Raw genomic sequence first — 12,017 nt, 5'->3', positions numbered from 1 at the left:
GGGGGGGGGGGGCCCGGCCCCCGCGGCCACGACTCAGATGTTCGCCGCCGTGCTCAGCGCCCGTGCGGTCAGCACGGACGCCAGGTGTGCCCGGTATTCCGCGGATCCATGCAGGTCCGTGGGCGGTTCGGTGCCTTCGGCGGCGTGCCCGGCGGCGGCCTGGAACGCCTCCCGCGACGCGGCCCGCCCTCGGACGGCGTCCTCGACCCCGCTCGCCCGGACCGGCGTCGGCCCCATGTTGGTGAGCGCGACCCGGGCCTCCTCCACCGTGTCGCCCGACCGGCGCACCGCGCACGCGACCCCGACGATCGCCCACGCCTGCGCCGTCCGGTGGAACTTCTCGTAGTGCACGCCCCAGCCCGCGCCGGGCTTCGGCACCCGGACCCCGACGAGCAGCTCGTCCGGCTCCAGCGCCGAGGTCATCCAGTCGACGAAGAACTCCGCCGCCGGGATCTCGCGCTCGCCCCGCACCGACCGGGCCAGCAGCACCGCGTCCAGCGCCAGCGCGACCGCCGGCAGGTCGCCCGCCGGGTCCGCGTGGGCGAGGGACCCGCAGAACGTGCCGCGGTGCCGGACCGCCGGGTCCGCGACCGTCTCCGTCGCCCGCGCGATCAGCGGCAGGTGCTCGCGCACCAGCGGGTCGCCGATCACCTGGTGGTGCGTCGCCATCGCGCCGATCACCACGGCGTCGCCGTCGTCGCGGATCTCCCGCAGCCCGTCGAGCCGGTCGAGGTCGATGAGCGCGTCGGGGTAGGCGAGCCGCATCCGCAGCAGCGGCATCAGGCTCTGCCCGCCGGCGAGGACCTTCGCGTCCTCGCCGGCGTCGGCGAGCGCGCGCGCGGCGTCGTCCACCGACGCGGGCCGCACGTAGTCGAACGTCGCGGGGATCACTGGGCACCTCCGGCCGATCCGAGACCGCCGCCCGCTCCGGGTTCGGCCGTGTCGGGCTGGGACTCCGAGCGGAGCGCGCGCCAGACGCGCTCCGGCGTGCACGGCATCGGGACGTCGTCCACGCCGTACGGGCGCAGCGCGTCGACGATCGCGTTCACGACCGCCGGGGTCGAGGCGATCGTGCCGGCCTCGCCGACGCCCTTCACGCCCATGGGGTTGGACGTGGCGGGCGTCTCCGTGCGGTCGGTCGTGAACGACGGCAGGTCCGCCGCGGACGGGATCAAGTAGTCGGCCATCGTCGTCGTCGTGAGGTTGCCGTCCGCGTCGTACACGGCCTCCTCGTACAGCGCCTGCGCGATGCCCTGCGCGAGCCCGCCGTGTACCTGCCCCTCGACGATCAGCGGGTTCACGACCTTGCCGACGTCGTCGACCGCGACGTACTTGCGGATCTTCACCATCCCGGTCTCGGTGTCGACCTCGGTCGCGCACAGGTGCGTGCCGTGCGGGAAGGAGAAGTTGTCCGGGTCGAACGTCGCGTCCGAGTCCAGCGACGGCTCGATCCCGTCCGGCAGGTCGTGCGCCGCGAAGGCGGCCAGCGCGACCTCCTGCAGCGTCCGGCCCTCCTGCTGGACGCCGCGGACGCTGAACCGCCCGCCCGCGAACTCCAGGTCCTCCTCGGACGCCTCCAGCAGGTGCGCCGCGACCTTCCGCGCCTTGTTGACGACCTTGTCGCACGCCGAGTACAGCGCCATCCCGCCGACCGCCAGCGACCGCGACCCGTAGGTGTCCATGCCCTTGTGGGACACGGCCGTGTCGCCGTGCAGCACCTTCACGTCCTCGAACGGGACGCCCAGCCGGTCCGCGGTGATCTGCGCCCACGCCGTCTCGTGGCCCTGCCCGTGCGCGGACGAGCCCGTGACGACCTCGACCTTCCCGGACGGCAGCACCCGCACCGACGCGTGCTCCCAGCCGCCGGCGCCGTACGACAGCGACCCGAGCACCCGCGACGGCGCCAGCCCGCACATCTCCGTGAACGTCGACACGCCGATGCCGAGCTGCACCGGGTCGCGGCGCTCGCGCCGGTCCGCCTGCTCGGCGCGCAGCTTGTCGTACTCGAACAGCTCCAGGGCCTTGTCCGTCGCCGCCTCGTAGTTCCCGCTGTCGTAGGTGAGGCCCGCGATCGTGTCGTACGGGAACTCCTCGTGCGCGATCCAGTTGCGGCGCCGCACCTCGATCGGGTCGATGCCCAGCTCCGCGGCCAGCTCGTCCATCAGCCGCTCGATGGCGAACGTCGCTTCCGGACGTCCAGCGCCCCGGTACGCGTCCGTGGGCGTCTTCGTCGTGAACACGCCCGAGCACGTGAAGGAGTAGGCGTCCATCTTGTAGATGCCGTTGAACATGAACGCGCCCAGCAGCGGGATGCCCGGCGTCACCAGCATCAGGTAGGCGCCCATGTCGGCGAGCAGTTCCACCTTCAGGCCGCGGATCCGCCCGTCCTGCTCCGCCGCGAGCGTCAGCCGCTGGATCTGGTCGCGGCCGTGGTGGACGGTCATGTTCCCCTCGCTGCGCGACTCCGTCCACTTCACCGGACGGCCAAGCCGCCGCGCCAGCAGCAGCGCGATGACCTCCTCGCCGTACACCTGCAGCTTCGACCCGAACCCGCCGCCCACGTCCGGCGCGACGACCCGGATCCGGTGCTCCGGGATCCCGGTGACCGTCGCCAGCATCAGCCGCAGGATGTGCGGGATCTGCGTCGCCGAGTACAGCGTGAACTCGTCGCCCTCCGGGACGCACAGCACCGACCGCGGCTCCATCGCCGTCGGGATCAGCCGCTGCTGCACGTACCGGCGCTCCAGCACCACCGGCGCGTCCCGCATCGCCGCGTCCAGGTCCCCGTTCTCGAACACCCACGTGTACGACGTGTTCGTGCCGAGCCCCTCGTGGACCAGGTCGGCGCCGTCCGCGACCGCCGCCTCCATGTCCACCACGGCGGGCAGCGGCTCGTAGTCGACGTCGATCTCCTCCAGCGCGTCGAACGCCGCGTACCGGTCCCGCGCCACCACGCACGCCACCGGCTCGCCCACGTACCGGACCTCGTCCACCGCCATCGGCGGATGGTCCGGATGCTTCATGTCCTCGGTGACCACCCACGCGCACGGCAGCGCGCCCTGCTCGTCCGCGAAGTCGGCGCCGCTGAACACCGCCACCACCCCGGGACGGCTCCTCGCCGCCTCGACGTCCACCCCCGCGATGCGCGCGTGCGCGTGCGGGCTGCGCAGGAACGCCACGTACAGCGTCCCCGCCGGGGCCATGTTGTCGGTCCACCTCGTCCGCCCGGTGATCAGCCGGGCGTCCTCCGACCGTTTCCTGGGCGAGCCCATCTCCTGCGCGGGGCCCTCGGCCGTCGCGGTCATGGCGTCACCTCGCTCTCCTGCGCGGGCGTCCGCATCTCCGCCGCGGCGCGCCGGACGGCCTTCACGATGTTCTGGTAGCCGGTGCACCGGCACAGGTTGCCCTCGAGCCCGTCGCGGATCTCGTCCTCGGACGGGTCGGCGTTCTCCCGCAGCAGATCGATCGACGCCATGATCATGCCGGGGGTGCAGTAGCCGCACTGCAGCGCGTGCTCCTCGTGGAAGGCGCGCTGCATCGGATGCTCCGCGCCGCCGGCCCCGAGCCCCTCGACGGTCGTGACGTCACGGCCGTCGGCCTGGACGGCGAGCACGGAGCAGCTCTTCACGCTCAACCCGTCCATCAGGACGGTGCAGGCTCCGCAGTTGCTGGTGTCGCACCCGACCGGGGTGCCGACCTTGCCCAGCCGGTCGCGCAGATAGTGGACGAGAAGAAGCCGCGGTTCGACGTCGTCCTCGTACGTCGCACCATCGACCTCGACACGGATACGTGGCATGCGTTTCTCCCAGGGACGTCTCGGGGTGGACCGGAGAGGAGACGCCCCCGGGCGGAGCACGCTGATCTGGCCACGTCATCGGGGCCCCGCCTCTCTGGAGCACTCCGCGGCGCAACCGCCGGAACGCTCCGCGACATGCGACCTTACGAAGGTATGCCGCGGTTGAATCGCGTACTAGACCCTGACGTGGCCTTTTTGTCGGCGGTGGAGCGGGCGGCGCGGGCGGTGCCCGGGCGGGGCCTGGGCGGGACGCGGCCGGCTAGTGCACCCGCAGCAGGACCGGCCAGGTGTCCGGCCCGACGATCCCGTCCGCGGTGACGCCGCCCCACTTCTGGACGGCCTTCACCGCCGCCTCCGTGGTGGCGTCGAACTCGCCGTTGACGGCCACCTCGGGGTGGCTGCGCGCCAGCAGCAGCCCCTGCACGCTCTCCACGTGCTCGCCCGTGTCGCCCTTGCTCACCTGCGGCAGCTTGTTCACGATGGCCTCCGTCCAGTCGTCGCCGCTGTAGTCGGGCCGCCCGTAGCCCGCGATCACGTCCGCGCCGCGCACCTTGCGCTTGCAGGCGTCGGAGGTGTTGCCCTCGATCGTCTGGACGCGCCCGCCGCCGAGCGCCTTCTCCACGACGCCGACGTGGTCGATCGCGGAGACGGTGTTGGACGCGCCCCAGTCGAAGAAGACGATGTCGCCCGGCTTCGCGGCGTCGACCTGCGCGGTCGTGCCGGCGTGCCAGCGCCCGGCCTTCTGGAAGTCCTGCGCGTGCCAGACGGTGTACGCGCGGTCGCCGCCGGGCAGGACGGCGCTCGCGTTGCCGCTGTGCCGCGCCCAGTAGGTGACGGCCATGTCGCACCAGGACGCGTTGAGGAACTCGTCCCCGTGCCTGGCGGCGTACTCCTTGGTGATGGTGTTCGGGCGGCCCGACATCCCGAGGGACTTGCGGGCCTCCGCCAGCATGCTCGCCGCGGTCATCCGGAACCCTCCCCGCGGAAGATCCCGTCGCCGTCCGGCTCTCCGTACAGGTCGCGGAGGACCCGCTCCTCGTCGGGCTCCGTCGCGCGGTCGACGCCGGGGTTCACGTCGACCCTGTCCATATGCGACGCCTCGGTGGCGTCCGTTCGTGCTTCGGGGGTCACTGTCACTCCTCGCCGGTCGCGACCGCCCCGTTCCGTGGGCGATCACCGACCGACCGTAATCGGATGCCCCTTACTTTTCCGGATTTTCGCCCTATTCACATGGACCCCGCCTGACCTGGCCCAAGGGCCGCCCGATCGTCGCCCCCGGGTAAGCGGACGGCGCCCGCGGGGTGCGCGGGCGCCGTCCGGGGCGTCACTCGTCGTCCGACTGCGGTGGTGACGTGGTCGTCGACGTGCCGGACAGCGACCCGTTCGACGAGCCGGGCGACATCCCGCTGGACGCGCCGCTGACCTCGTTGATGATGTCGCTGCCCGGGCTGCCGTCGCCCTTGGCGAGGTTGAGCGACCGGTCGATCTCCAGCCAGCTGTCGTTGCCCGCGTCGTCGCCGGTGTTGTTGAACGCGCTGACGACGCTGTCCCCGTGCCCGGCCGGAGCCGTCGCGGGGGACGGGGACGGGGACGTGGACGCCCAGGTGATGCCGGACGTCGCCACGGCGGCGCCGCAGGTGAGGGCGGACAGGACGAGAAGCCGGGCGAGCATGCGCATGGTGACCCCTTTTTCGGTACGGACGAAACATCGCGGCGACTCCCCGGTGGGGAATCACCGCGATGGGCGGATATCGGTGTTCGGAAGGTGCTCGGTGTTCGGGAGGATCTCGGTGTTCGGGTGGATCAGGCGGGAGCGGGCGCCATCTCCCGGCCGTTCGGCCGGTGGTGCCGGCTGATGTTGCGTTCGAGCAGCTCGATGGACTCCTTGACGCCGACGGTGCCCGGCGTCATCTCGGGCAGCCGGCCGTCGGCGCCCTTCAGTTCGAGCAGCGCCGCGTCCATCGCGCTCTGCGCGGCGAACAGGCACGGCGTGCTGTAGATCGCCACGTCCACGCCGAGCTCGGTCAGCTCGGGCAGCGAGATGCGCGGCGACTTGCCGCCGGCGATCTGGTTGAACAGCAGCGGCTTGCCGCCGATCACCGACCGGACCCGGTGGATCCAGTCGACGCTGCGGACGCCGTCGACGAGGACGACGTCGGCGTCGGTCTCGGCGAGGGCCTGCGCGCGGACGAGGATCTCGTCCTCGTCGGTGGCGTCGGTGCGGGCGACCACCACGAGGTCGCGGCGGGTGCGCAGCACCATGTCGAGCTTCTCGAGGTACTCCGGCAGCGGCAGGATCCGCTTGCCGTCGACGTGCCCGCAGCGGCGCGGCCGCTGCTGGTCCTCGAGGATGACGCCGGACGCGCCGATCATCTCCAGCTGCTCGACGACGTGGCAGGCGACCTCCGCGTCGACGTACCCGTCGTCGATGTCGACCAGGAGGTGCCGGCCGGGGAAGGCGAGGCGCAGCCGCTGCACGAACGCGACGATGTCCGGCCAGGCGATGAAGCCGATGTCGGGCAGCCCGTAGTGCGACGCGGCGAACCCGAATCCGGACACGAAGAGGCCGTCGTAGTGCTTCGCGGCGACGGAGGCGGAGAACATGTCGAACACTCCGATGAGGGGGGTGACCCCCTCCGACATGATCTCTCGTCGTAGCTCGTCTCCGTAATTCACGTATCACTCCTCTGTTCTGGGGTGTGGCAGGCCCGGTGCCGCGCGGGCACCGGGCCGGGGGACTGTCACGCCTCGAACAACGCGGATGTGTCGCTATTCCGCGTTGCGAATAGTTACTCATCCAGAACGTATAGGAGGGGTAAAGTGAATGTAGCGGTCCACTAAAACCCGGAAATGCTTCGCCGGTAATGAACTGCCTTATGGTGATTTGTAAATGGCGGCTAGGGGGCGACGTCGACGGGGGCCGCCGGTGCGTCCTGCGGCGCCGACGGCGTCCGGCGCAGCACGAGGAACGCCAGCGCCGCCGCGGCGATCCCGGCGACCACGCCGACGATCGCGATCGTGGCCATCGAGTCGGTGAACGCGTCGCGCGCCGCCGCCGCGAGGCCGGCGTCGCCCTTGGCCGCCGCGACCGCCAGCGCGTCGCCGATGGACTCGCGCGCCGGGCCGGTCACCCCGTCCGGCATGTGGCTGGAGAACGCCGCCGACAGGACGCTGCCGAGGACCGCGACGCTGAGCGCCTGCCCGACCTGCTGGACGGTGTCGTTGACCGCCGAGCCGACGCCCGCGCGCTCGGGCGGGAGGGCGCCGAGCAGCGTCCCGTACGCCGCGGGGCCCATCGTCCCGCTGCCCATCCCCATGACGACCAGGGCGATGACGAGCTTCGGGTAGCCGTCGCCGGGCGACAGCGTGGCCAGCACGCCGAAGCCGGCCGCGAGCAGCAGCAGGCCGGCGGCCACCGCGACGCGGGCGCCGAGCTTCTTGTCGACCACCACGCCGACCCCGTTGAACGCCATCGCGGCCACCATCAGCGGGATGAACGCGGCGCCCGCCTTCAGCGGGCTGTACTCCAGCACGAACTGCAGGTACTGGGTGAGGGCGAGCAGCAGCCCGCCCGCCGAGAACGACATCAGCACCACCGAGAGGCTGGCGCCGCTGAAGTTGCGGTCCCGGAACAGGCCCATCGGCAGCATCGGCTCCGCGCAGCGCCGCTCCCACAGCCCGAACGCGGTGATCATCACGACCGCGACGGCGAACCCGCCGATGGTGCGGCCGGACGACCAGCCGTCCCGCGCCGTCTCGATCACGCCCCACACGAGCGCGGTCATCCCGGCGGTGGACAGCACGGCGCCGACCACGTCCGGGCGGACGGCGGGGCCGCGCGACTCGGGGATGATCAGCAGCGCGGCGACGACGCCGAGGACGGCGATCGGGATGTTCAGCAGGAACACCGACCCCCACCAGAAGTCGCGCAGCAGCAGGCCGCCGACGAGCGGGCCCGCGACGGCGCCGACCATCAGCACCGAGCTCCAGATGGCGAGGGCCTTCTTGCGCTCCTCGTCGTCGAAGACGGTGGTGAGGATCGACAGGGTACCGGGCATCAGGAACGCGCCGCCGACGCCCATCAGCGCCCGCGCGGCGATGAGCTCGCCGGACGAGTCGGCCAGCGCGGCGAGCCCGGACGCGCCGCCGAACAGGATCAGGCCGGTGACGAGGCCGCGGCGGCGGCCGAACCGGTCCGACAGGGCGCCCGCGGTGAGCAGGAGCCCGGCGAACACCAGCATGTAGGCGTCCAGGATCCACTGGATGTCGGAGTTGCTCGCGTGCAGGTCCTCGACCAGCGACGGGATCGCGACGTTGAGCACCGTGTTGTCGATGACCACCACGAGCAGGCTGAGGCAGAGCACGCCGAGGATCACCCAGCGGCGCGGGTTGCGGGCGGACATGGCATCCCCGTTCGTACGGCGATCGAATTTTCGCACACTGTACTAACTTTGGTACACCGTTCGTCAACCGATAATCTGGGGCGCCGGAGCAGCCCAGGTCACAAGGACGCCGCATGGCCCGTGAGAACGATCCCTTCACCGATTCGGTCTGGCTGCGCCCGGGCCGCCCGCGGCGCGGGCGCCCGCAGCTCAGCCGCGAGGAGATCGTCGGCGCCGCCGTCGCGCTGCTGGACGCCGAGGGCCTCGACGGGTTCAGCATGCGCCGCCTGGGGGCGAGCATCAGCGCGGGCGCGACCTCGATGTACTTCTACGTCGCGAACAAGGACGAGCTGCTCGAACTCGTCGTCGACGAGGTCCTCGGCGAGGTCGAGGTCCCGGACGCCGCGGAGGCCGGCTGGCGGGAGGCCGCGGCCGGGCTCGCCCGCGGCTTCCGGACGGTGCTGCTGCGCCACCCGTGGGTGGTCCAGCTGTTCGGCACCCACCCCGCGCTCGGCCCGAACGGGATGCGCATCAGCGACCGCACCATCGCGCTGCTGGCCGCGGCCGGCCTGTCCGGTGCGGAGATCGGCTGGGCCAGCTCCCTGCTGGTGTCGCACGCCATCGGCTACGCCACCTCCGACGCCGCGCTGAACCGCGCGACCCGCGACGCCGGGAAGTCGCCGGACGAGCTGGTCGAGCAGCTCCGCCCCTTCGTGGAGCGCGTGGCCGGCGACTACCCCGCCTACGCCGAGTACTGGCGGCGGAACATGCCGCTCCATCTCGACCCGGACGCCGGCTTCGAGTTCGGCCTCGAACGCATCCTCGACGGCCTCCATGCCTGGCTCGACCGCAGGTCCTGACCGCTCACCGCCACCCGCCGTCGCCGCGGCCGCCACCGCCGATCCGGGACGGGGGTGGCCGGGGGGTCAGGGGGACGGGGTGCCGCAGGTCTCGGTGATGTCGTCGGTCGCCTTGCTGAAGCGGATCGCCTCGGAGTCGGACAGCAGGTTCCGGCCGGTCTCGTCGCCGCCGTTCTTCTTCAGCTTCGCGCCGACGTCCAGGACGACGTCGACCTCCTTGGCCAGGTGGTCGTCCTTGAGCTTCGGGCGGACGCGGCGCAGCGCGTCGATGATCCCCTGGACGTCGTCCGATCTCGACGGGGTGCGCAGGGCGGCGGTGATCTTGGCGCAGTCGGCCTTCCGCTGGTCCCCGCCGCCGGAGCAGCCGGGGAGGAGGAGGCACAGGACGAGCGCCGCCGCGGGCGGGGCGAGGGTGCGCACGGGGTTCACACGGTCGATGATCCCAGGTCGGGGACTGTGTCCCGATCTGCGGGGTATGTGCGGTACGTGTTCGCCAAGTATCTGATCGTGACCGCGGTGCTCACCGTGATCGCGTACGTCCTGATCACCCGCTGAGAAGCCCGATGGGGCATCGGACATCTGCGAGGCGGGGCGAGGTCGCGCCTTTCCAGGAAGGCGCGACCTCACGCGCCGCCGTCAGCGGGCGGGATTCAGCGTCTCGGTGTGCAGCACCTTTCCGTCGAGGTCGCGGAGGCGGACGGTGAGCGCCGCCGAGTGCGCGTCGATGTCGACCTCGCCGAAGAACTGGTAGCCCTCCGCCGGCGAGGTGTTGGCGTGCGGCGGCGCCTGGACGAATTTCGCGACCGGCCCGAACGTGCCGTCGAGGGAGTTCGGGCCGAAGGCACCCGCGTTCAGGGGGCCGGACACGAATTCCCAGAACGGGTCGAAGTCCTTGAACGCCGCCTTGGACGGGTCGTAGTAGTGCGCGGCCGTGTAATGGACGTCGGCCGTCAGCCAGACGGTGTTGCGGACACGGTTCTTCTTGATGTCGGAAAGGATCCCGGCGATCTCCCGTTCGCGGCCGAGAGGGGCACCGTTGTCGCCCTGCGCCGCCGCCTCCTGCGCGGTGCCGTCGGGGACGACGAGGCCGATGGGCAGGTCGTTCGCGATGACCTTCCAGGTGGCGCGGGAGCGGCGGAGCTCGCTCTTCAGCCAGGCGGTCTGCTCGGCGCCGAGCAGACCGTCGCGCTGGGTGGGGGAGTCGTCCGCGTCGTTCGGCGACTTGTACGTGCGCATGTCCAGCATGAACACGTCGAGCAGCGGACCGTAGGAGATCTTGCGGTAGATGCGGCCGCCCTTCGCCGCCGGAATGGCGATCGGCGTGTACTCGAAGGCGGCGCGGCGGGCCCGCGCCGACAGCACGTCCACCCGCTTCTCCGTGTACTGCGGCAGGTCCAGGATCTCGCCGGGGTACCAGTTGTTGAGCGTCTCGTGGTCGTCCCACTGGTAGAGCATCGGGACCTGCGCGTTGAACGCGCGGAGATTGGCGTCCTCAAGGTTGTAGCGGAACTGGCCGCGGTATTCGGCGAGGGTCTGCGCGACGGCGGACTTCTCCGCCGTGGTGAGGTTGCGCCACGTGGAACCGTCCGGCAGCTTCACCGTCTCGGAAAGCGGGCCGTCCGAGTAGACAAGGTCGCCGCTGCAGAGGAAGAAATCGGGGTCGACCGCGGCCATCGCCTTGAAGATGCGGTAGCCGCCGAGGTCGGGGTTGATGCCCCAGCCCTGCCCGGCGAGATCGCCCGACCAGACGAACCGGATGTCGCGGCGGGTGCGCGGCGCCGTGCGCAGCCGCCCGGTCACCGGCTCGGACGCCGGCCCCCGGTCCAGGTCGTCCAGCCGGACCCGGTAGTGCAGCTCGCGGCCCGGTGGCAGGCCGCGCAGGAACGCCTTTCCGGTCAGGTCGGTGTCCGGGGTGAGGACGGGACCGCGGAGCGTCCGCGCGTTCCGGAAGTCGGGCCGGTCGCCGATCTCGACGAGCATCCGCGCGGGCCGGTCCGAGCGCGCCCAGATCACGGCCTCGTTCGCGGTGACGTCGCCGCTCTGCACGCCGTGGGTGAGCCGCGGGCGGCCGGTCCGCACCAGGCCGGCGGCGCGGGCCGGACCGTCGTTCAGCAGGGCAAGGGCCGCTCCCGCGGTCGTCACGAGACCACCGCGCAGCACGCTTCGCCGGTCCATCGCAGACTCCGTTCCTTGATCCGTTACCGGACGGATGCTGACGGACCGGGACGGATCACGGGTGCACGGCGGGTGAACGGAGGTGTTCGGCTTGACAACCGTTGGTCACGGAGTGTCTCCTTGTTCCCATGCCAGCGCGCGTTCCCGCCGACAGCCCCGTGGCCCTCCGCCGCGTGGCGAGCGCGCTGTGTCCTGCCTGTAGCCGCTGATCATCCCGTTGCTCCCGGGTGGCGCTCACCCGGATCCGGCTCAGACCAGGACATCCAGGACATGGTTCCCGATCTCACTATGCGTGGCCAGGACGACCCGCACGGCCGCACCATCACCGCCCGCCCGCCCACCGTCGGGCAGCTCGCCGCCCGCGTCCGCGACCTCGCGGCCCGCCCGTCCGACTGGTGGCGCCGCGTGGTCTTCGACGACGCCGGCCCGGTACACGTCCCGCTGGACGCACCGGACGGCGTCCGGTTGTGGCTGACCACCTGGCCCCCCGGGCACGGCGCCACCGTCCACGGCCAGGTCAGCACGCTGCTCGCCGGCGAGCTGGCGGAGGTGGCGATCGCGGCGGACGGCGTGACGGAGCGGCCGCTGCGGGCCAACCGGGTCCGCGTCCACGGCGGCCCGCAGACGCTCACCAACCCCGGCCCCGCGTTCGCCGTCAGCCTCCACGCCGCCTAGCGCCCGACCGCGCCTCGCCCCACGTCCGCGCGTGCGTCGCCTCGCGCTCGGGCGCGCCGCCCCATGCCCCCGCGCGTCGCCCCATGCCCGCGCGCGTCGCCCCATGCCCGGGCGCGTCGGCCCATGCCC

The 12,017-nt window shown here is 71.9% G+C and carries 12 protein-coding genes; 2 read left to right on the top strand and 10 right to left on the bottom strand.

Annotated elements, in window-relative coordinates; all coding sequences use genetic code 11:
- Positions 1 to 33: 33 nt before the first annotated feature.
- The 8 genes from F9B16_RS44220 to F9B16_RS44190 all read right to left on the bottom strand — a co-directional run bounded on the left by F9B16_RS44220 (position 34) and on the right by F9B16_RS44190 (position 8,199).
- Positions 34 to 891 (bottom strand): FAD binding domain-containing protein, encoded by an 858-nt coding sequence (locus F9B16_RS44220; protein ID WP_151546254.1) that lies wholly within the window; start codon positions 889 to 891, stop codon positions 34 to 36.
- Positions 888 to 3,305, bottom strand: coding sequence for a xanthine dehydrogenase family protein molybdopterin-binding subunit (locus F9B16_RS44215; protein ID WP_151546253.1), 2,418 nt, complete (start codon positions 3,303 to 3,305; stop codon positions 888 to 890). The genes F9B16_RS44220 and F9B16_RS44215 overlap by 4 nt, the downstream gene beginning before the upstream one ends.
- The gene (locus F9B16_RS44210; protein WP_151546252.1) at positions 3,302 to 3,796 is read right to left on the bottom strand and encodes a (2Fe-2S)-binding protein; all 495 of its coding nucleotides are present in this window, start codon (positions 3,794 to 3,796) and stop codon (positions 3,302 to 3,304) included. The genes F9B16_RS44215 and F9B16_RS44210 overlap by 4 nt, the downstream gene beginning before the upstream one ends.
- Positions 3,797 to 4,055: 259 nt before the next feature.
- Positions 4,056 to 4,763 carry a peptidoglycan-binding protein gene (locus tag F9B16_RS44205; protein ID WP_151546251.1) on the bottom strand — a complete coding sequence of 236 codons (708 nt, stop codon included), beginning with the start codon at positions 4,761 to 4,763 and terminating at the stop codon, positions 4,056 to 4,058.
- Complete coding sequence (locus F9B16_RS53770; protein ID WP_264159859.1) at positions 4,760 to 4,885, bottom strand: hypothetical protein; 126 nt, start codon at positions 4,883 to 4,885, stop codon at positions 4,760 to 4,762. Before F9B16_RS53770 ends, F9B16_RS44205 begins: the two co-directional genes overlap by 4 nt.
- Before the next feature lie 235 nt (positions 4,886 to 5,120).
- On the bottom strand, positions 5,121 to 5,474 hold the full coding sequence (locus F9B16_RS44200; RefSeq protein WP_151546250.1) for a hypothetical protein: 354 nt from the start codon (positions 5,472 to 5,474) through the stop codon (positions 5,121 to 5,123).
- Positions 5,475 to 5,599: 125 nt separating this feature from the next.
- Positions 5,600 to 6,472 carry an isocitrate lyase/PEP mutase family protein gene (locus F9B16_RS44195; protein WP_225992486.1) on the bottom strand — a complete coding sequence of 291 codons (873 nt, stop codon included), beginning with the start codon at positions 6,470 to 6,472 and terminating at the stop codon, positions 5,600 to 5,602.
- A gap of 221 nt (positions 6,473 to 6,693) precedes the next feature.
- Positions 6,694 to 8,199, bottom strand: a complete 1,506-nt coding sequence (locus F9B16_RS44190) for an MFS transporter (protein WP_151546249.1) — start codon at positions 8,197 to 8,199, stop codon at positions 6,694 to 6,696.
- Positions 8,200 to 8,312: 113 nt separating this feature from the next.
- Here F9B16_RS44190 and F9B16_RS44185 point away from each other — a divergent pair, with 113 nt between their 5' ends.
- The gene (locus F9B16_RS44185; RefSeq protein ID WP_151546248.1) at positions 8,313 to 9,038 is read left to right on the top strand and encodes a TetR/AcrR family transcriptional regulator C-terminal domain-containing protein; all 726 of its coding nucleotides are present in this window, start codon (positions 8,313 to 8,315) and stop codon (positions 9,036 to 9,038) included.
- Between the two features lie 66 nt (positions 9,039 to 9,104).
- Here F9B16_RS44185 and F9B16_RS44180 read toward each other — a convergent pair whose 3' ends face one another.
- The gene (locus F9B16_RS44180; protein WP_151546247.1) at positions 9,105 to 9,467 is read right to left on the bottom strand and encodes a hypothetical protein; all 363 of its coding nucleotides are present in this window, start codon (positions 9,465 to 9,467) and stop codon (positions 9,105 to 9,107) included.
- 207 nt (positions 9,468 to 9,674) lie between these two features.
- On the bottom strand, positions 9,675 to 11,213 hold the full coding sequence (locus tag F9B16_RS44175; protein ID WP_151546246.1) for an alkaline phosphatase D family protein: 1,539 nt from the start codon (positions 11,211 to 11,213) through the stop codon (positions 9,675 to 9,677).
- Between the two features lie 288 nt (positions 11,214 to 11,501).
- On the opposite strand from F9B16_RS44175, the gene F9B16_RS44170 reads away from it, so the two are divergent.
- The gene (locus tag F9B16_RS44170; RefSeq protein ID WP_225992485.1) at positions 11,502 to 11,888 is read left to right on the top strand and encodes a cupin domain-containing protein; all 387 of its coding nucleotides are present in this window, start codon (positions 11,502 to 11,504) and stop codon (positions 11,886 to 11,888) included.
- Positions 11,889 to 12,017 lie beyond the last annotated feature (129 nt).

Origin of the sequence: Actinomadura montaniterrae, from assembly GCF_008923365.1 — a bacterium.
GTDB classification, from domain to species: Bacteria; Actinomycetota; Actinomycetes; order Streptosporangiales; family Streptosporangiaceae; genus Spirillospora; species Spirillospora montaniterrae.
This window is presented reverse-complemented; position numbering and strand designations above follow the sequence as displayed.